Genomic DNA, 18,082 nt, shown 5'->3' with positions numbered 1-18,082 from the left:
TCGCCTCATCATCCCGCCCCGGAAGTATCGGAGTCCGGCCGCGCACCGGCTCGAATGCCGATCGTTCCCTTCCACCCAACCCCGGCCGCAGGCGCCATTTCCGGTGAGCGTATGGAGTTGGTGTTCATGGCTCATGGAGTCCATCCGTCCCCAGGCAAGATCGTCATGGGTTCGCCGGAGGGCGGCGTCTTCAGGGAGGGCTGGGCGCGAGTGCGGCGCCCGGTCGTTGCTGTGTTCTGGCGCTGGCGGACACGGTGGCTGCTGCACCGGGGAATGATTCATGCAAGACGATGGTGGAATCCGTTCGGGACCACGGTGGGGATCGTGTTCCTGTGCGTTCTGACTCTGGCGCTCGTAGCGTGGGGGGCCGGCGGCTTGCTGGTTGTCATCCATCACGACTGGCGTCATCAGTGGTTCAGCCCGGACGCCTCCATGTGCTCCAGCAAGGTTGCCGCCTCATGCGGAGCGATCACCGGGGTGGTGATGCCGGTGCTCCTGCTGGCCGCCTCAACCGTGCTGTTCGTGGTGTGGAGGCTGTGGCGGGTGCGCCGGTTCGCAACACTTCCGGCGAGGAAGGAGCCTGGCCGTTTCGTTCAGACGGCGGGCAGCCTCATGGACGAGGTGGTAGGGCGTGATCAGCTCTGCAACGCGATCATCAACAACCTACGTGACAGGAATGTCCGGCGCCCCCATGTCATCACCGGCAAGGTCGGATCGGGCAAGACGGCGGTCCTGGTCCATCTGGCCGGCAAACTTGCCGCCCAGGGAGCCGTCCCTATTCCCGTGCGGCTGCGCGACGCGCAAGAGGGGCTGGACTTCTGCAAGCTGGCCAAGAAGCGTTTTGAAGCCGTCGTGCAGCCGGCAGTCCGGTCACCCGCGGAATCGGACAGAGTCTGGCAGTGGCTTCGGCAGCACTCGGACCGGATCGTCGTCCTCGCGGACGGCCTGGAAGAGGCGCTCAACCAGGATGACAAGGTAAGCGGTCAGCGCGACATCCTCATCCGGGAGGCGATCGCGCAGGCGGACGACGAAGAGCTGCCGCTGGTCATCGCCTCGAGGCCGCACGATCCGTTGCGCGCGATGCAGGCCGCGATCTCGCAGCTGGAGCCGTTGAGCGACGAAGCGTCCTTGCAGTACATCGCCCGCAGTGGCAGCTGGCGCGCTGACCCGATGCTGCTCGACCGGATCGTTGAAGCCGCCAAGATGTCCGAGTCCCCGCTCTACCTCCAAATCGCGAAGGATCTGCACAGCAGGGACTTGTTGGAGCCGCTGTGGACGGAGGACGAAGGCGGGGCCGACGTCGCACTCCATGACAGCTGGGCGCTGCGGGCGGACCTCCTGGAGAGGTGGCTCGACGCGCTGGTCGACGGGGAGATCCACCCCGAACTGCCCATCGGCCGTGACACCAGGCAGGCGGTGGTGGAGTACATCTCCGCGCTGGCGTGCATCGGGCTGGCTGATGACCATGGCGATGTCGGGCTCTGGGAGCTCGATCCGTCCGTATGCAGGGACCGGAGCACCAGGCCCGGGAGCGACAGCGAGCCGCTGTGCGCCGATGACGGATGGAACGAACGCGTTGCCATGACACTTGACCGCCATGTGCACGGGTTGCGGTGGGTGCACGGTGCGCAGAAGTCCGGTCGGGGTACGGAGGGCGGCGGTGCTCAGCAGGGCTGGTCAATCGCTGTGGAGGGCCCCCGGATCGATGTCCGGCTGGCTGCGACGTGGGGCAGGCGTATGGGACTGGTCGATGAGGACGGGGAGGCGGTCCACTTCCAGCACAGCATCATGCAGGCCTATCTCGGATCCCGCCTCCTGCCGAGGATCCGCGAGCGCGAGGACGAAGACCAGCTCACAAGAGTGCTGAGAAAGGGCGGGCGGGAACTCCTTATAGCCCTCACGCTCCACTCCCGCTCGCTGAAAGGACGTTGCGAAGGCGGTGGATGTGGCGACCCGGAGCCCGAAGCATGCACGGACTTCGTCATATGCAGGCTGCTGAGAAAGCGAGCCCTGGAACTGCTGAAGGAAGCGGAGCGCGGGAAGGATATGCGGGGTCTTTGGCAGGCCGGTAGGGGCGCGGCCCTTGACGATCGTGGCAGTCCGCGCCAGAGAGCACTTGAGATGTTCGGCGCTGCCGTGGAAATCGACAGCGTCGCAGCAGCCCCGGAGCAGGACTGTATTCTTGAAATGATCAAGAAGAATTGGAGTTGCCTGGGCCGGGGTGAGGACCCCGTGAGACTTCGCGAGGCGAAACTCACGCTGGTGAAGCAGTGCGGTGCGGCGGCACGCCGAGTGGCTGCCGACCGGAAATGTAATCCGGCATACGGGCAATTGTTTGAAATTGGCTGCCGTGAATTCGACTACCAAGTGCGCGCCGGAATAGCGCACGAGATAGGAACAGGCGGCGAGCAGGCGTACATGGCTGTGCATGACCGTCTCCTCAAGCCTGAACTCAACGTGTGTGACTTTGAAGGCGGTCGGCGGCGTGCATGTGTGCCGCCGCTGGCAAAGGCGGAGGACGGGAATCAGGGGGAGAGGGTGCACCGCGCGAGGCGGCGGGAGCGCATGAGAGACCGGATGCGGGAAGAGTGGAAGGAAGCTGAGCAGGAGGCCCGGTGGGAGAAGTGGAGGTGGAACCACGACACGATGCGGGCTTGGGTGCTCCCCATGCTCGTCGACTCCACCAAGATGACCCGTCATCTCGACTCTCCACGTGACGACTTGGAGAACTGGGTGGACATCGCGACCGGAGAATCCGGCTTCTCGCCCGGTGCCGCGGTCCCGGGCACCGACATCGGCCTGGGCGTGACGCTGGCTCAGGGATTCAAGTTCGCCGCCAACCGCCGGCCTGGCCCGCAATCCGACAGGCAGGCCCGCGAGTGGCTGGTCAAGCATGCCGAGGAGATGCTGAAGCGCAGCACGTTCTGGTACACCCGTCTGACGCTTCTGCAGGCCCTGACCCTGTGGGCCCTGCCCGATGACGTCAACGAGGACCGGCCCATCCGTGGGCACGGGGCGGATCCCCGGGGTCAGGTGGATGAGTGGCTGACTCTGAGGGGAGGTCGGCGGACGGAGCACCCGCTGGTCGAGGCGGCTGGAAAGTTGGCGGTTCGTGCGCTGCAAACCCGGCGCCCCGAACGGTTCCTGTGGATCGATGAGGCCGCCACGGCCGACCGGGTGGGCACCGAGGTCGGCCTTCCCGGGGACCGGCGTGCCCATAATCTGTGGATCCCGCCGTCCACGGGCTGGAGCACCATGGACCCCCTGACCCAGCAGCTGCTTGCCGATGTGCTCCTGCTGGTGGTGCTCGGCGAGCGGGGATACCGGCCGAGGGATCTGTTCCGCATCCTGGACTTCTGTTCCCACGAGCGTACGCAGGTCCCGTCCTGCGTCATCAAGAACCGCAGCAGGCTGGACCCCGTACGGGGAGTGGAGCGCACTCTGCAACCCGGCTCCAACTGCACGGACGAGTGCCGACTGAGGCTGTGCCCGTATCCGGCAAAGGTGGAGAACCTGCGGCTGGAGTTCAGTGAGGTCTTCTGCCTCCAGCAACGCGATCTGCTGCGACGGTGGCGGCCCCGGACATGGCTCGGCCTGCGGTTCAGGCGGGAGGCTCCGTGGCAGCACAAGGTGCCGGTCGCCGGCATGCGCCGGTTCTGGGACCAGATGGGGCAGCGGGCGCGGGACGTGAATCCCGACGAGGCGGACCGCACCCGGACATGAGCCCGCGGCAGGCGGGCGGGAATTTCGCTGATCTCGGCGCGCGAGAACCCGCCGAACCCACGAAGGGCATGGCGGGCGTGGGAAGTCAACAGGGCTTTTCGGTCTGCCGTCGACTGCCGGTGTCGCCGGCGTGTTTCAGGTAGGCGGCGAGACGCTCTCGTGCGGAGCCGGTCACCGTCCGCTCCTGCCGAACCACGCAATTGTCTCCAGGATCGCGTCCCGCACCGCGGGACTGCCCGTGTGTCCGGAGCCGTCGATTACTTTCCTTAGCGCGCGCAGACCCGCACGAAGGCCATCAGCGCGTCGTCAGGCCTGCGTTGCCGTCAGGGTCGGTATCGGAGTGGATGGTCCGCTGGGATTTCCACGATTACAACTTTGTGCCCGTCCGGGTCCGTCAGCCACATCTCGATCAACCCCCACGGCTCCCGGACCGGCGGTCGCAGTACCTCCGCCCCGCGGGTCACCAGCTCCTCGTGGGCCGCCGTGGCGTTCGCCACCTGGAGCCACAGCTGGAGCGTGCCCGTGGGCGGTTCCGCGGAGCGGCCGGAGACCTCCAGGAATCCGCCGCCGAGGAAGTACACGGTGCCGCGATCGGATCCCGTGCCGAACTCCCGGTAGATCTCCAGGCCCAGCGTCTCGCCGTAGAAGGCCCGTGACCGGGCGGGGTCGGACGGCCGCACCAGCACCCTGCTGCTCAGTACCTGCACCATGGCACGGACCCTAGGCGAAGGCAGGGGACGAAGGGCCCTGACACGGCGGCCACCGCGCTTGTTAGCCTCCCCCCATGCCACCGACCAGTCAGCAGTCCGCCGCCGCCCCGGAGCCCCTCGCCCGGCAGTCCGCCGCCCCGCTCACCTTCCGTCGCGCCGTCGACGCCGACATACCCGGGCTCGTCGCGCTGGTCGAGTCGGCCTACCGCGGCGATGCCAGCCGGGCCGGCTGGACGACGGAAGCGGATCTGCTGGAGGGCCAGCGCACCGACCCGGACGGGGTCGCGTCCGTGGTGCGGGCCGAGGGCGGTCAGCTGCTGGTCGCCGAGCGGGACGGCGAGATGATCGCCTGCTGCCAGCTCGAACACCGCGGTGATCACGTCTATTTCGGGATGTTCGCGGTCCGCCCCGAGCTCCAGGGCGGCGGCCTCGGCAAGACGATCATCGCCGAGGCGGAGCGGACCGCCCGGACCACCTGGGGCGCCCGCGAGATGCGGATGACGGTGATCCGCCAGCGCGAGGAGCTGATCGCCTGGTACGAGCGCCGCGGCTACCGCCGTACCGGCGAGCTGAGCCCGTTCCCGTACGGCGACGAGCGGTTCGGCATCCCGCAGCGCGCCGACCTGGAATTCGAGCTGCTGGTCAAGGAACTCGGCTGACGGAGGCGCCCGCCCGGGGGTACTCGCCCGGGGGCGCCCGCCCCCTCTCACAGCCGCCCCGCCGCGATGATCCGCTCCAGGAACTGCCGGGTGCGGCCGTGCTGCGGATCGCCGAAGACCTGCCCGGCGGTGCCCCGTTCGAGCACCACCCCGCCATCCAGGAAGCAGACCTGATCGGCCACCTCCCGGGCGAAGCCCATCTCATGGGTGGCGATGACCATCGTCATCCCCTCCTCCTTGAGCTCGCGCACGACCCCGAGCACCTCGCCCACCAGCTCCGGGTCGAGCGCCGCGGTGATCTCGTCCAGAAGGAGGAGCCGGGGCCTCCCCGCCAGCGCCCGCACGATCGCCACCCGCTGCTGCTGCCCGCCGCTGAGCCGGTCCGGGTACTCCCCGGCCCGCCCGCCCAGCCCGAGCCGTTCCAGCAGCTCATGGGCGCGCGCCTCGGCCTCGGCGCGCGGCACGCCGTGTACCCGGCGCGGCGCCAGCGTGATGTTGTCCAGCACGGTCATATGCGGGAAGAGGTTGTACGCCTGGAAGACGATGCCGATCCGGCGGCGCACCGCGTCCTCGTCCACCCGGGGGTCGGTGATCTCCTCGCCGTCCAGGAAGATCGCGCCGTCGTCGATCTCCTCCAGCAGATTCGCGCACCGCAGCAGCGTGGACTTCCCCGATCCCGAGGCGCCGATCAGCGCGGTCACGGTGTGCGGCGCGACCTCCAGGTCCACGTCCCGCAGGACGACCGTCCCCCGCCCGTACGTCTTGCGTACCGACTCCAGCCGCAGCACCGGCCCGCCGTCCGGGGCTTCCGTTGCGGTGCTCATGCCGTCGTCCCCCGTGCTCATACCGTCCCTCCCTGTGCCCGGCGGCGGTCCATCCGGGCCGTGACCCAGTCCGTGAAACGCGTCATCGGAATGGTCAGCGCGACGAACACCAGCCCCGCGACGACATACGGTGTGTAGTTGAAGTCCTTGCCGGCGATGATCTGCGCCGCGTAGACCGCGTCCACCGCGCCCGCGATGGAGACCAGACCGGTGTCCTTCTGGAGCGAGACGAGGTCGTTGAGCAGCGGCGGCACCACCCGCCGCACCGCCTGCGGGAGCACCACATGGCGCAGCGCCTGGCCGCTGGACAGGCCCAGCGACCGGGCCGCGGCCCGCTGCGAGGGGTGGACGGACTCGATCCCGGCCCGGAAGACCTCGGCCACATACGCCGAATACGTCAGCACCAGCGCCGAGCCGCCGAGTATCACCGGATCGGTGGTCACGCCCTGGAGCCGCAGCGCCGGGACCCCGAAGACCACCATCAGCAGACAGATGATCAGCGGCAGCCCGCGGAAGAAGTCGGTGTACGCGGTGGCCAGCGCGCGCAGCGGAAAGAAGACTGGGCCGCGCAGCGTCCGGGCGATCGCCAGCAACAGCCCGATCACCAGCACCGCCGCCCCGCACACCACCAGCAGTTTCAGGTTCAGCAGCAGCCCCTCCAGCACCTTGGGCAGCGCCATACGGGCGTACTCGGCGCTGAAGAAGGTGGCACGGGTGCGCGGCCAGCCGGGGGAGTGGGTGATGACGAGGAAGAGGACGGCGCCCGTGACGAGGGTGCTCAGCGCCGCGAGGGCAGTGGCACGCCGCGCCCGCGTCCGCTGGAACCGCTCCCGTTCGAGACGCCGCGCGGAGGGTACGTATCCGTCGTCGGTCGTCGCCAAGTCGCTCTGTGTGTACGTCATTTGAGCACCGGCGCCGAGACGGCATCGGTCAGCCACTTCTTCTCCAGCGCGGCCAGCGTGCCGTCCTTGCGCAGCGCGTCCACCGCGGCGGAGACGCATCCGGTGATCCGGCTCTCCTTGTCCAGCACCAGCCCGAACTGCTCCTTGGCGGCGCCGCCGTCGCTGCGGAACTGCCCGACGACCTCGGCATCCTTGATCTCGGCCGAGGTGATGTAGAAGGCGGTCGGCAGATCGACCACCAGGGCGTCGATCTGCCCGTTCTTGAGCGCCGACTTGGCCAGATCGTTCTTCTGGAAGACGGCCGCCGACGTGCCGGGCCGGATGGTGTCGTTGATGACGTCGAGGCTGGTGGTGCCGACCTGCGCGCCGAGCTTGACGCCCTTGAGGTCGGCCACGCTCTTCGCCTTCGCGGCCTTCGAGCCCTTGAGCGCGACGACCGCCTGCCGTACGTCGTAGTAGCCGGAGGAGAAGGCGACGGCCTGCTTGCGCGAGGCGCTGATGGAGATCTGGTTGATGTCGAAGTCGAACGTCTTCGCACCGGGCGCGAAGGCGTTGTTGAACGGCACGGTCCGCCACCGCACCGCGTCCTTGCCGTAGCCCAGCCGCTTGGCCACGGCAAAGGCGACGGCCGATTCAAAGCCCTTGCCGTTGGCCGGATCGTCGTCGGCGAACCAGGGTGCGTAGGCGGGCTTGTCGGTGCCCACGGTGAGTTTCCCGGCGGCCACGGTGGTCAGTTTGCCGCGGTCGCAGCTCTTGTCCTGCCCGGCGGCGGAGCCGCCACCGGGGGACTCGTCCTGCGGGGCACAGCCGACGGCCGTGACGAGCAGTGCGGCGGCTGCCCAAGCGGCAAGGCGGGTGGGGCGGTTGACGAGGCGCATGGCGGGAGACTGGCAGCGCCAGGGCCCCCGTGTCGAGATCAATTGGCGAAACGTCCGCATGCTGGAAGCACGTTGCACCGCTGTGAACTGCGGATTTCCGCCTACGGTGGCCCGCTACGCGGTGAAGCGCACCGCCCGCCGGATCTCCGGCTGGTCGGTCACCACCCCGTCCAGGCCCAGCCCGCGGGCGAGGCGGAGCTGATCGTGGGTGTTGACCGTCCAGGCCAGCACCTTCAGATGGGCGGCGTGCGCGCGCTCGACCAGTTCGAGGGTGAGCCGGCGGATGTTCAGCGAGAGCATGCCCGCGCCCACCGCCTGTGCGCGGTCGACCACATCGAGGCCGTAACGGTCGCCGACCAGCGCGGTGCGAACCCCCGGCAGCAGCGTGCGGATCGCGGCCAGCGCCTCGTCGTGGAAGGAGATCACATCGATCCGGCCGGTCAGATCGCGGGCCCGCATCACTTCCGCCAGCACCCGTGCCGCCGCCACGTCCTTGATCTCCGCCTGCAACGGCGCCTTGACCGCCTCCACGACCTCCTCGAACACCGGGATCCGCTCGCCCCGCCCGGCGTCCAGCTCGCGCAGTTCGGCCAGGGTGCGCTCGGCGATCGGGCCGGTGCCGTCGGTCGTACGGTCCACATCGGCGTCGTGCATGACCACGAGCGCGCCGTCCTTGCTCAGATGCAGATCGAGTTCGATGACATCGAGGCCCTCGTGCTCGGCGCGGACGAAGGACCGCAGGGTGTTCTCCGGCTCCACGCCCATGATCCCGCGGTGTCCGATGGTGAGAAAGGACAAGGTTGCCTCGCTTCTGTCGGTTCGCTTCTGTCGGTTTGAAGGTGTCGGCCGAAAACTGTCGACCGTCGACAAACTGCTGCCCGAAACGGCGCACAGCCTAATCCGTTCCGTCTCCGCGCGCTGTAGGACAACTCGCCCCTAGCCCGTACGAGTGCCCGCAGGCCGTACGAGTGCCCGCGAGCCGGTCCAGGTCCGCCGGCATCGCCTCGGCCAGTTCCAGCTCCGCCAGGTACCGGCGTTCGCTCCAGTCCAGGGCGATCCGCGGGAACCGCCACTCCTCGGTCCGCTCGGCGCGGGTGCGTGCCAGATGCCGTTCCACCAGGGCGCGCAGCGTGCCGGGGGCGGCGAGGTGGCCCAGCCGGACGCGCAGCACCAGAGGGTGTTTGAGGACCGGTGCGCCCGGGTCGTCGGCGCCGTCGGCCCAGGCGGCGAGCGCCTCGCTGCCGGCCTCGGTGAGCGTGTAGCGGCGGGTGGCCCGCGGTTCCTCGGGGCCGGAGCGCCGCGAGGTGGCGTATCCCAGCTCCTCCAGCCGCCGCAGCTCCGCGTAGATCTGGCTGATGGCCGGCGACCAGTAGAAGAACCGCAGCGAGGAGTCGGCCCACTTCTTCAGCTCGTAGCCGGTGCGCTCGCCGCCGAAGGACAGCAGCCCGAGGACCGCCCAGCCGATGAGCGGCAGCCGCCGCATCTCTTGCTTGTTCTGAAATCTGATGCCTAGTCATATAGCTGATTGAAAGCGGGAGTTCGCCGGAACGCAACCCGCCGGCGACCCCTGTCCCACCCCGACCGTCCCGCCCCGGGAGGCGCCATGAAGTTCTCCGTCATCTTCGAGGCCCAGCTCGCCGATCCGACCGTCGAGCGCGAGCGCCGGCTCTTCCACGACAGCGTCCGCTGCGCTGTGCCTGGGCCGACGGTTTGGCTTTCCCGCCGTTTCTCCCCCAGCTAACGCTGGGAGGTACCCCCAGCGGCGGGCTGGGGTTGTGTGTCGGCCGCGGTGCCGCCCCTGCGGACTTCGTCCTTCGGTCCGGCCCCTCCCGACGGTGGGGGTAAGGGGCCGGTGGGGGCGGGCGTGGGGTGTCCCGTCCCCCTGACGCGCACTGGACAGCCCACGTGCACCCCCACCGTCTTTCCCCACCCTCAACGGGGAGGTGCCGGACGTGGGGCCAAGGCCAAGCGGCAGTGGGCTGCGGCAGGTCGCCGACCTGGGCCTGGGTGCCCTGGTGAGGGGCTTCGCGGGGCCCGAGGCGATCGCCGGAATGCGCGAGGCGTACGACGCGGCGCGGACGGCCCGCACCGGCGAGCGGCTGGTCTCCACGGAGATCAACGATCACTTCTCCGTGCTGTGTCCGGCGATCGTGCTCGACGACCGCGAGCGCGCCTGCGCCGTCGGACTCATGTGCTTGATCCAGATGGGCACTGTGCCACAGGAAGCCTGCCTGGAGACCATCCGCCAGTGGGGTGAAAAGGTCATTCCGCGCTTTGCGGGCGCCTGGCGGTCCGTTCGGGTGCGGGGGAGTGGAGGGCCGTGAGGCTCTTGGGGGTGGTGTGGCATATGCCACACCACCGTCCGGTGTTTACGCCGCGACGCGCGCTCTCACCACCGGAGGAATGGCGGATTCCCTTGCTGTGGCGGGCAGAACGTCTTGAAGACTCGGCCGCTCGCAGGAAAAAGATGCGTCTATGGCGGGTTACCGCAGAATAATTTTCACCTACCCCCCTTGAGCTGGCGATCCTTGGCTGGTTACGGTGGCCGGACAAGAGGATCTACCGCCGGAGGGCAGTCATGACGGAAATTCTTTCGCCTGTGGGTGTCCCGGAGGGCACCGCGACCGCAGAGCGTGTGGTCGACGATCCGGCGTGGCCCGTCCTCAAGGACGCGGTCGAGACCATCCGCCCGTGGCAGTCCGAGGACGGCTCGATCGACCTGGAGGCCGACGGCGCGCCGCGCGCCGACGCCGTCCGCGCCGAGGTCGAGCGCGTGATAGCGGCCGTCGAGCGGCTCGCCCCGCTGCTGCCCCACGATGCCGCCTACCACCGGGCGCTCGTCGCCGACCTGCGTCGCTGGGCCGACGAGGGCTACGGCGTGCCGGACTTCCTCGACTCGCTGCTGGCCTTCCAGCCCGCCCGGCAGCGCGCCGACGGCCTCCAGCACCTCGTCCTGTTCCCCATGTACACCCAGAACGGCAACCCGGACCGCAACTTCGAGGCCGTCGTCCTGCGCATGGTCTGGCCCGAATGGCTCGCCGAGCTGGAGCGCACCCGCTACGACAACCCCCTCTTCTGCGGCATCACCTTCGAGGACTTCACGGCCGGCTACGACACCAACTCGGCGGTGCTCTTCCCCGAGACGATCTCGGTGCGCGAGGCCCCCGAGCGCTTCTCCTGGGGCGGCATCTTCTGCGACCGCGAGGCCGCCCGCTTCCGCCGCGTCACCGAGGCCGCCGTCGGCATCCTCGGCCTGGACATTCCCGAGGACATCCGCGAGATGGTCGCCGACCAAGGGCGCTGCCAGGAGGCCTTCGTCCTGTGGGACATGGTCCACGACCGCACCCACAGCCACGGCGATCTGCCGTTCGACCCGTTCATGATCAAGCAGCGGCAGCCGTTCTGGATGTACGGCCTCGAAGAGCTGCGCTGCGACCTCACCGCCTTCAAGGAGGCGGTGAAGCTGGAGGCCGAGGGGTACCGCCAGGCGCGCGACGTGCAGTTCGCGGTGATCTTCGACCGGATGTTCCGCTTCCCCGTCACCGGCGACCGGGTGCGCAACTACGACGGTCTCGGCGGCCAGCTGCTCTTCGCCTACCTGCACCAGCACGACGTCGTACGCTGGACGGACAACACACTGCACATCGACTGGGAGCGGGCGCCCAAGGTCACCAACCAGCTGTGCGGCGAGATCGAAAAGCTCTACCGCGACGGCATCGACCGGCCCAAGCTGGTCCACTGGCTCGCCGCGTACGACCTCGTCTCGACCTACCTCGCACCGCACCCGGGCTCGGTCTGGGCCAAGGGTCCCGACGCCCTCGACCTGGACCAGCCGCCGCGCAAACTGGTGGACGACGTGCTGCCGGACGAGTTCCCGCTGAGCATGTTCTACGAGGCGCTGCGCAAGAAGCTGCGTACGGTGATCGCCTCCACCAAGGGCATCACGGCCGACAGCGACGTGCTGGCGGCGGCATGACGAACACGGTGCACGGCGACCGGCACGACTCCCGGCGGGCGGCCGTCCAGGGGCAGGACGAGGAGGCGACGGAGATGGGAACTTCGACGGGCGGACAGGGGCCGCTGGACGGCGCCGTCATCGCGGTGGCGGGAGCGGCCGGACCGGCCGGCCGGGCCACCCTGCTGCGGCTCGCCGAGGCGGGCGCGGTGGTGGTCGGCTCCGACGCGGACCCCGAGCGCCTGGCGGAGGCCGTGGACGCGGCGCGCTATGCGCACGGCGGCGCCACGGTGATAGGGGACACCGTCGACCTTCTCGACCTGGACCAGACCCGCGAATGGGCGGACCGCACGGAGAAGGAATTCGGCCGGATCGACGGGCTGATCCACCTCGTGGGCGGCTGGCGCGGCTCCTCGACCTTCGCGGAGACCAACCTGACGGACTGGGACACGCTGCACAAGCTGCTGATCCGTACCGTCCAGCACACCTCCCTCGCCTTCAACGACGCCCTCGAACGCAGCGGCAACGGCCGCTTTCTCCTGATCAGCGCGGCGGGCGCCTCGAAGCCCACCGCCGGCAACGCCGCCTACGCCGCCTCCAAGGCCGCCGCCGAGGCATGGACGCTGGCGATGGCGGACGGCTTCCGCAAGACGGGGGGCGAGGGGGGTCCGCGCGCCGCGGCTGCCATCCTGATCGTCAAGGCGCTCGTCAACGACCAGATGCGCGCCGAGCGACCGAACGCCAAGTTCGCGGGCTTCACGGACGTCACGGAGCTGGCCGAGGCCATCACCGAGGTCTGGAGCAGGCCCGCCCAGGAAGTGAATGGACAGCGTCTGTGGTTGACCCCCAAGCCGTGAGCCGAGCCGTGACCGAAGCCGTCAGTGAGGCGGTGAGCCGGGTCGTGCCGTCGGCCGTGCAGCGGGCCGTGAGCGAAGCGGTGAGCGCGACGGACGGCCGGGTGGCGAACCCGGCCGCCGGCGCCGGCACGACCGACGCCCGGCAACACCACGACACCCAGGTACGCGGCTTCGCCAGCGACAACTACGCGGGCGTCCACCCGGAGGTCCTCGCCGCGTTCGCCCTCGCCAACGGCGGCCACCAGGTCGCCTACGGCGAGGACGACTACACCGCACACCTCCAGCGCGTCGTCCGCAGCCACTTCGGGCCGAGCGCCGAGGCGTTCCCGGTGTTCAACGGCACCGGCGCCAACGTCGTCGCCCTCCAGGCCGTCACCGACCGCTGGGGCGCGGTGATCGCCGCCGACACCGCGCACATCAACGTCGACGAGGGCGGCGCGCCCGAGCGGGTCGGCGGGCTGAAGCTGCTGACCGTACCGACCGAGGACGGCAAGCTCACGCCCGAGCTGATCGACCGGCAGGCGTGGGGCTGGGAGGACGAGCACCGCGCCATGCCGCAGGTCGTCTCGATCGCCCAGAGCACCGAGCTGGGCACCGTCTACACCCCCGACGAGGTGCGGGCGATCTGCGAACACGCCCATGAGCGCGGCATGTTGGTGCACCTGGACGGCGCACGGATAGCCAACGCCGCGGCGACGCTGGACGTCCCGATGCGGGCCTTCACCAACGCCGTCGGCGTCGACATCCTCTCCTACGGTGCCACCAAGAACGGCGCGGTCTTCGGCGAGGCCGTGATCGTCCTCAACCACGACGCCGTACGCGCCATGAAGCATCTGCGCAAGCTGTCCATGCAGCTGGCCTCGAAGATGCGCTTCGTCTCCGTCCAGCTGGAGGCCCTGCTGGCCAAGGACCTGTGGCTGCGCAACGCCCGGCACGCCAACACCATGGCGCAGCGCCTGGCCGCCGGGGTCCGGGAGATCGACGGCGTCGAGATCCTCTACCCGGTGCAGTCCAACGCGGTCTTCGCCCGGCTCCCGCACGACGTCAGCGAACGCCTCCAGAAGCGCTTCCGCTTCTACTTCTGGGATGAGGCGGCCGGCGATGTGCGCTGGATGTGCTCGTTCGACACGACGGAGCAGGACGTCGACGGCTTCCTGGAGGCACTGCGGGAGGAAATCGCCCGCTGACCCTCCCGCCTGCCGACACGGCCCTCGCGCCCGGCCGGATGCCACGCCCGTGGCCTCCGGCCGGGCGCAGTCGTACGGCCCGAACAGTGCATGATGCTGCACCACTCAGTTCTATTTGCTGAACTGTCCCTCCTCGTGCTCCAATGCCCGTACCGATGTCCGTACCGAGCTTCGAGGCGGCACCCCGATGATCCGTCCCCTGCACATCGCCGACGAGGTACGCGCCCTCGCCCCCGGCTTCGGCTACCTGGCCGTCGAGGCGTGCGGCCTGACCAACGGGCCCAGCGACGCGGCCAGTTCGGACCTGCTGGATGCGGCCGCCCGCCGCCTGGCCGAGCGCCTCGACGGCCGCGCCCCGCACGAGGACCCGCATATCGCCGCCTGGCGCGCCGCGTACACCGCCTTCGGCTGCAAGCCCTCGCGTACCCGGAACTCCGCCGAGGCGCTGGCCCGGCGCGCCCTCGCGGATGGGGGCCTCCCGCGCATCAACCGCCTTGTGGACCTCTACAACGCCATCAGCGTCGCCCATCTCATCCCCGTGGGCGGCGAGGACCTGGACCGTATCCAGGGGGACATGCGCCTCGTACGGGCCACCGGCGACGAGCCGTTCGTGACGGCGGCGGCCGGCGCGGAGGTCATCGAGCACCCCGAGCCGGGCGAGGTGGTCTGGAGCGACGACGAGGGCGTCACCTGCCGCCGCTGGAACTGGCGTCAGGGCGTACGCACCCGCCTGACCGAGGACTCGGTCAGCGCCCTGTTCCTGCTGGAGCGCATGGCGCCGATGCCCCTCGACGCACTGCGCACGGCGGGCGCCGAGCTGGCGGAGGCGCTGGAGAAGGCGTGCCCCGACGCCCGTATCGAGATCGGTGAGGTCCGGGCCCTGACCTAGGAGTCCGGCCCGGCTGAGGGCGGGGCCGTATCGGGGGGCCGGGCAACGGCGCGAGAATGACCCGATGAGACCCGAGACCGCATACCACGACGACATGGGCAGACAGTTCGCCGCCCAGGCCACCGACAGCGCCTATCACGCACACACCGATCGGCCCGCCATGCTGCGGCTGGCCGGTGACGTGAGCGGGCTGCGGGTCCTGGATCTGGGGTGCGGGGCGGGCCACTACGCCGCCGAGATGGCGCAGCGGGGCGCCGCGCACATCGTGGGCGTCGAGGGGAGCGAGGCCCTGCTGGAAGCCGCTCGGGAGCGTCTCGGCGAGGGTGCCGTCTTACACCACCACGACCTCGAGGAGCCCTTGGCCTTCCTGGCGGACCAGTCGTTCGACCTGGTGGTGATGGCCCTCGTCTATCACCACATCGACGCACGCCGGGAGCTGCTCTCCGAGATCCGGCGCGTACTGCGCCCGGGCGGCACGCTCCTGGTCTCCACCACCCACCCCACCAGCGACTGGATCTACTTCGGCGGTTCCTACTTCGCCGATGAGCGTGTGGAGCTCCCGTTCGGTGACGGATTCGCCCTCACCTTCCGGCGCATGACGCTGGAAGAATTCCTCGGCGAACTTCTCGGCAGCGGCTTCGTGCTGGAAGAGCTGACGGAGCCCCGGGCGACGGAGGAAGCCCGACGGGTGGATCCGCGTCGCTACGACAAGACCCACCACCAGCCGCTCTTCCTGGCCGTCAGGCTCCGCCGGCCGTAGCGGAACCGCCGTCAGGCGCCCGGTGCCGGGGCGGTGCCGCCCAGGTGGGCCGGGATCCACCAGGTGTCCTCGGCGTCCCTGGGGCGTACGGGGTAGGCGCGCTGGGCGGCCTCCAGGAGGTCCTGGACGCGGGCGCGCAGCCGGTCGGTGATCTTCTCGGCGTGGTCGGCGGGGTCGGCCTCGAGCGGCTCGCCGACGCGGATGGTGATCGGGAAGTGGTTACGGCCCAGATCGCGCTTGTGGCCCTTGGTCCACAGCCGCTGGGTGCCCCACAGGGCCAGCGGGATCAGCGGTACGCCCGCCTCCTGCGCCAGCCGGGCCGCACCCGACTTGAAGTTCTTGAGGGTGAACGACTCGGAGATCGTCGCCTCGGGGAAGACGCCGATGATCTCCCCGGAGCCCAGGGCGCTCAGCGCGTGCTTGTAGGCGTGCATGCCCTGCGCGCGGTCGACCGGTATGTGCTTCATCGCGCGCATCAGCGGCCCCGACACCTTGTGCCGGAAGACCGACTCCTTCGCCATGAAGCGGACCAGCCGCTTCGCGGGCCGCGCCGCCAGGCCCGCGAAGACGAAGTCGAGATAGCCGATGTGATTGCTCACCAGGACCGCGCCGCCGCGGCGCGGGATGTTCTCGGCCCCCGAGATGTCGAACTTGAGGTCGAGCGCCTTGAAAACGGTGCGGGCGGCACCGATCACCGGCGGGTAGACGAGCTCGGCCATATCGGGAGACCCCTTCTCTGTTGCCTGGGGAGGGTTCTCCCGGCGGTGACGTGAACGTAAACCTACCCGGCCGTATACCTACGCGGCCGTAACTGTGCGGCTCCGGGAGATCGTGCCCGATCACGGCCGTGGCGGCCAGCGGGTCGGCGGCCCCGACCGGGAGATTCTCGTCACGTGAGGACCGGTAACGACCGGTACGTACCGGTGCGGGCCGGTGGGGAGTGGCGGGGAACGGGGGAGGGGCCGGCCCCGCGGGCTCAGGCGGTCGTCCGGTCCGCCGTCCTGCGCAGGAGGAGGTACATCTCGCAGCCCAGGCAGTAGCCGAAGGCCGCGTTCAAGAACGCCGCGGCGAGCGCGCAGCCGGTGGCCGCCATGCCCAGCCACTGCGGCCCGGCGAAGTAGCCGATCAGTCCCACGACGGCGAACAGCAGGCCGACGCTCTGCGCGAAGCGCGGCGGGGCGGCGGACTCGAATTCGGTCGGCGGCGAGAGCCGGGGACGTACCGCCACCTTGAACAGCACGGCATACGGGGAGCGCTGGACGCCGGCCGCCGCCCCGATCGCGAAGACCAGTGCCTGGACGGCCAGCAGCGGGCCGCTTCCGGAGATCAGTACGGCGGCCAGGACGACGGTGGTGAGCGCCGCGCCGAACCGCGGGCCACGGACGTCGAGCGAGGCGGGGCTGGGGCTGTCGGAAGGCATGGCTCCACCTTGGCGTACCCCGGCCCCCTCCGGTACCGCTGCGGCCGCGGGAATGATGGCGGTCTCGTGAATGCTGCATGCTGAGACGGCGGGTCCGGGATGACGGGCCCGGGATGAGGGGACTCATCGGACATGACGGGACTGATGGTGTGCATCGCGGTGCTCGCGGCGGCGAGCGCCTTCGGTATATGGCACCAGCGCCGCAACGGGAGGCTGACGGTGCGAGGGCGGGACGACGGGGAGCGGCTGGGCGCCGCCGAGATCGGCGCGGAGCTGGGCGAGCGGGCCACCCTGGTGCAGTTCTCCAGCGCCTTCTGCCAGCCGTGCCGGGCCACCCGGCGCACCCTGGCGGAAGTGGCGCAGATGGTGGAGGGCGTGGCCCATGTGGAGGTTGACGCCGAGGACCATCTCGACCTCGTGCGCAACCTGAACATTCTGCGCACGCCGACCGTGCTGGTGCTGGACGCACGGGGCGCGATCGTGCGCCGCGCCGCAGGTCAGCCCCGTAAGGCCGATGTCATAGCCGCCCTGGGCACGGCCGTTGGTGATTGATCTCCCAGATGCCCGGCGCCACTTGACGCTGCGCCGTGAGCATCGTCAGTGTGACGTTATGCGGCCAGGAACCCTTCTGTACGGACGCGCGCACGTGGACCTTCTGCGGACCGCCAGCGCGCGCTGTCCCAGCGTGTGAGCGGCGACGACCTCACCGCCGCCGGCAGCCGCGATGCGGCAGGCGGCCCTGCATCGGCTCCTCCACTCCCTCAGAAGGACAACTCCATGACGGTCTCTCCCGACCTCGGCACGCCCCCTCTCGCCGGCCCCGATCTGCTGCGCTCCGTCTTCCGGCAGCACGCCGCCGGCGTTGCGGTGATCACCGCGCACGGCTCCCGCCCCGTCGGCTTCACCGCCACCTCCCTGACCTCCGTCGCCGCCGAGCCCCCGCTGCTCTCGTTCGGCATCGGCACCGGCGCCTCCAGCTGGCCGGCCGTCGCCGAGGCCGCGCACATCGGCGTCCACATACTCGGCGAGCACCAGCGCGAACTCGCCGCCACCTTCGCCCGCAGCGGCGCGGACCGCTTCGGCCCGGCCACCTCCTGGCGCACCGGACCCGAGGGCGTGCCCCTCCTGGACGGCGTCCTGGCCTGGGCGGTGTGCCGCGTCGTCGCGAAGGTCCCGGCCGGCGACCACCGCATCGTGCTCGCCCAGCCCGTCTCCGGCGACCCCGCAGGGCCCGGCCGGCCGCTGCTCTACCACCAGGGTCGCTTCAACGCGCTGCGGGACTGACGAGTTCCCGCGCGGCGTCCTCTTCACCCGGTCA

General features: G+C 69.8%; 19 protein-coding genes. 11 read left to right on the top strand and 8 right to left on the bottom strand.

Annotation, left to right across the window (positions count from 1 at the left end):
- Positions 1–111 precede the first annotated feature (111 nt).
- On the top strand, positions 112–3,723 hold the full coding sequence (locus B1H19_RS08770) for an NACHT domain-containing protein (protein WP_159028033.1): 3,612 nt from the start codon (positions 112–114) through the stop codon (positions 3,721–3,723).
- Positions 3,724–4,046: 323 nt separating this feature from the next.
- On the opposite strand, the gene B1H19_RS08765 is transcribed toward B1H19_RS08770, so the two are convergent.
- Positions 4,047–4,433: a VOC family protein gene (locus B1H19_RS08765; protein ID WP_083104054.1), complete on the bottom strand. Its 387-nt coding sequence runs from the start codon at positions 4,431–4,433 to the stop codon at positions 4,047–4,049.
- A gap of 74 nt (positions 4,434–4,507) precedes the next feature.
- On the opposite strand from B1H19_RS08765, the gene B1H19_RS08760 reads away from it, so the two are divergent.
- Positions 4,508–5,092, top strand: a complete 585-nt coding sequence (locus B1H19_RS08760) for a GNAT family N-acetyltransferase (protein ID WP_083104053.1) — start codon at positions 4,508–4,510, stop codon at positions 5,090–5,092.
- Positions 5,093–5,139: 47 nt separating this feature from the next.
- Here B1H19_RS08760 and B1H19_RS08755 read toward each other — a convergent pair whose 3' ends face one another.
- The 5 genes from B1H19_RS08755 to B1H19_RS08735 form a co-directional block, all read right to left on the bottom strand.
- The gene (locus B1H19_RS08755; protein ID WP_237289229.1) at positions 5,140–5,937 is read right to left on the bottom strand and encodes an amino acid ABC transporter ATP-binding protein; all 798 of its coding nucleotides are present in this window, start codon (positions 5,935–5,937) and stop codon (positions 5,140–5,142) included.
- On the bottom strand, positions 5,934–6,818 hold the full coding sequence (locus B1H19_RS08750; RefSeq protein WP_083104052.1) for an amino acid ABC transporter permease: 885 nt from the start codon (positions 6,816–6,818) through the stop codon (positions 5,934–5,936). Before B1H19_RS08750 ends, B1H19_RS08755 begins: the two co-directional genes overlap by 4 nt.
- The gene (locus B1H19_RS08745; protein WP_083104051.1) at positions 6,815–7,696 is read right to left on the bottom strand and encodes an ABC transporter substrate-binding protein; all 882 of its coding nucleotides are present in this window, start codon (positions 7,694–7,696) and stop codon (positions 6,815–6,817) included. The genes B1H19_RS08750 and B1H19_RS08745 overlap by 4 nt, the downstream gene beginning before the upstream one ends.
- Before the next feature lie 114 nt (positions 7,697–7,810).
- Positions 7,811–8,494 (bottom strand): glycerophosphodiester phosphodiesterase, encoded by a 684-nt coding sequence (locus B1H19_RS08740; RefSeq protein WP_083104050.1) that lies wholly within the window; start codon positions 8,492–8,494, stop codon positions 7,811–7,813.
- Positions 8,495–8,591: 97 nt separating this feature from the next.
- A complete protein-coding gene (locus B1H19_RS08735) occupies positions 8,592–9,179 on the bottom strand; it encodes a PadR family transcriptional regulator (RefSeq protein WP_083104049.1) in 588 nt (195 codons plus the stop codon).
- Positions 9,180–9,299: 120 nt separating this feature from the next.
- Here B1H19_RS08735 and B1H19_RS38610 point away from each other — a divergent pair, with 120 nt between their 5' ends.
- The 7 genes from B1H19_RS38610 to B1H19_RS08705 all read left to right on the top strand — a co-directional run bounded on the left by B1H19_RS38610 (position 9,300) and on the right by B1H19_RS08705 (position 15,344).
- Positions 9,300–9,437: a hypothetical protein gene (locus tag B1H19_RS38610; protein WP_159028032.1), complete on the top strand. Its 138-nt coding sequence runs from the start codon at positions 9,300–9,302 to the stop codon at positions 9,435–9,437.
- A 211-nt stretch (positions 9,438–9,648) separates the two neighbouring features.
- Positions 9,649–10,020, top strand: coding sequence for a hypothetical protein (locus B1H19_RS08730; protein ID WP_418361435.1), 372 nt, complete (start codon positions 9,649–9,651; stop codon positions 10,018–10,020).
- A gap of 254 nt (positions 10,021–10,274) precedes the next feature.
- Positions 10,275–11,672: a DUF6421 family protein gene (locus B1H19_RS08725; RefSeq protein ID WP_083104048.1), complete on the top strand. Its 1,398-nt coding sequence runs from the start codon at positions 10,275–10,277 to the stop codon at positions 11,670–11,672.
- 74 nt (positions 11,673–11,746) lie between these two features.
- A complete protein-coding gene (locus B1H19_RS08720; protein ID WP_237289781.1) occupies positions 11,747–12,508 on the top strand; it encodes an SDR family NAD(P)-dependent oxidoreductase in 762 nt (253 codons plus the stop codon).
- A 101-nt stretch (positions 12,509–12,609) separates the two neighbouring features.
- Complete coding sequence (locus B1H19_RS08715; RefSeq protein WP_083109501.1) at positions 12,610–13,695, top strand: threonine aldolase family protein; 1,086 nt, start codon at positions 12,610–12,612, stop codon at positions 13,693–13,695.
- A 187-nt stretch (positions 13,696–13,882) separates the two neighbouring features.
- The gene (locus tag B1H19_RS08710) at positions 13,883–14,584 is read left to right on the top strand and encodes a B3/B4 domain-containing protein (protein WP_083104046.1); all 702 of its coding nucleotides are present in this window, start codon (positions 13,883–13,885) and stop codon (positions 14,582–14,584) included.
- A gap of 64 nt (positions 14,585–14,648) precedes the next feature.
- On the top strand, positions 14,649–15,344 hold the full coding sequence (locus B1H19_RS08705; RefSeq protein WP_083104045.1) for a class I SAM-dependent methyltransferase: 696 nt from the start codon (positions 14,649–14,651) through the stop codon (positions 15,342–15,344).
- Positions 15,345–15,355: 11 nt separating this feature from the next.
- Here the strand turns inward: B1H19_RS08705 and B1H19_RS08700 are convergent, their stop codons facing one another.
- Positions 15,356–16,063 carry a lysophospholipid acyltransferase family protein gene (locus tag B1H19_RS08700; RefSeq protein ID WP_083104044.1) on the bottom strand — a complete coding sequence of 236 codons (708 nt, stop codon included), beginning with the start codon at positions 16,061–16,063 and terminating at the stop codon, positions 15,356–15,358.
- Positions 16,064–16,320: 257 nt separating this feature from the next.
- Positions 16,321–16,764: a DUF4395 domain-containing protein gene (locus tag B1H19_RS08695; protein ID WP_083104043.1), complete on the bottom strand. Its 444-nt coding sequence runs from the start codon at positions 16,762–16,764 to the stop codon at positions 16,321–16,323.
- Between the two features lie 132 nt (positions 16,765–16,896).
- Here B1H19_RS08695 and B1H19_RS08690 point away from each other — a divergent pair, with 132 nt between their 5' ends.
- Positions 16,897–17,316 carry a TlpA family protein disulfide reductase gene (locus B1H19_RS08690; RefSeq protein ID WP_083104042.1) on the top strand — a complete coding sequence of 140 codons (420 nt, stop codon included), beginning with the start codon at positions 16,897–16,899 and terminating at the stop codon, positions 17,314–17,316.
- 225 nt (positions 17,317–17,541) lie between these two features.
- Complete coding sequence (locus B1H19_RS08685) at positions 17,542–18,048, top strand: flavin reductase family protein (protein WP_083104041.1); 507 nt, start codon at positions 17,542–17,544, stop codon at positions 18,046–18,048.
- Positions 18,049–18,082: the final 34 nt, after the last annotated feature.

This window comes from Streptomyces gilvosporeus, assembly GCF_002082195.1.
Lineage (GTDB): Bacteria > Actinomycetota > Actinomycetes > Streptomycetales > Streptomycetaceae > Streptomyces > Streptomyces gilvosporeus.
This window is presented reverse-complemented; position numbering and strand designations above follow the sequence as displayed.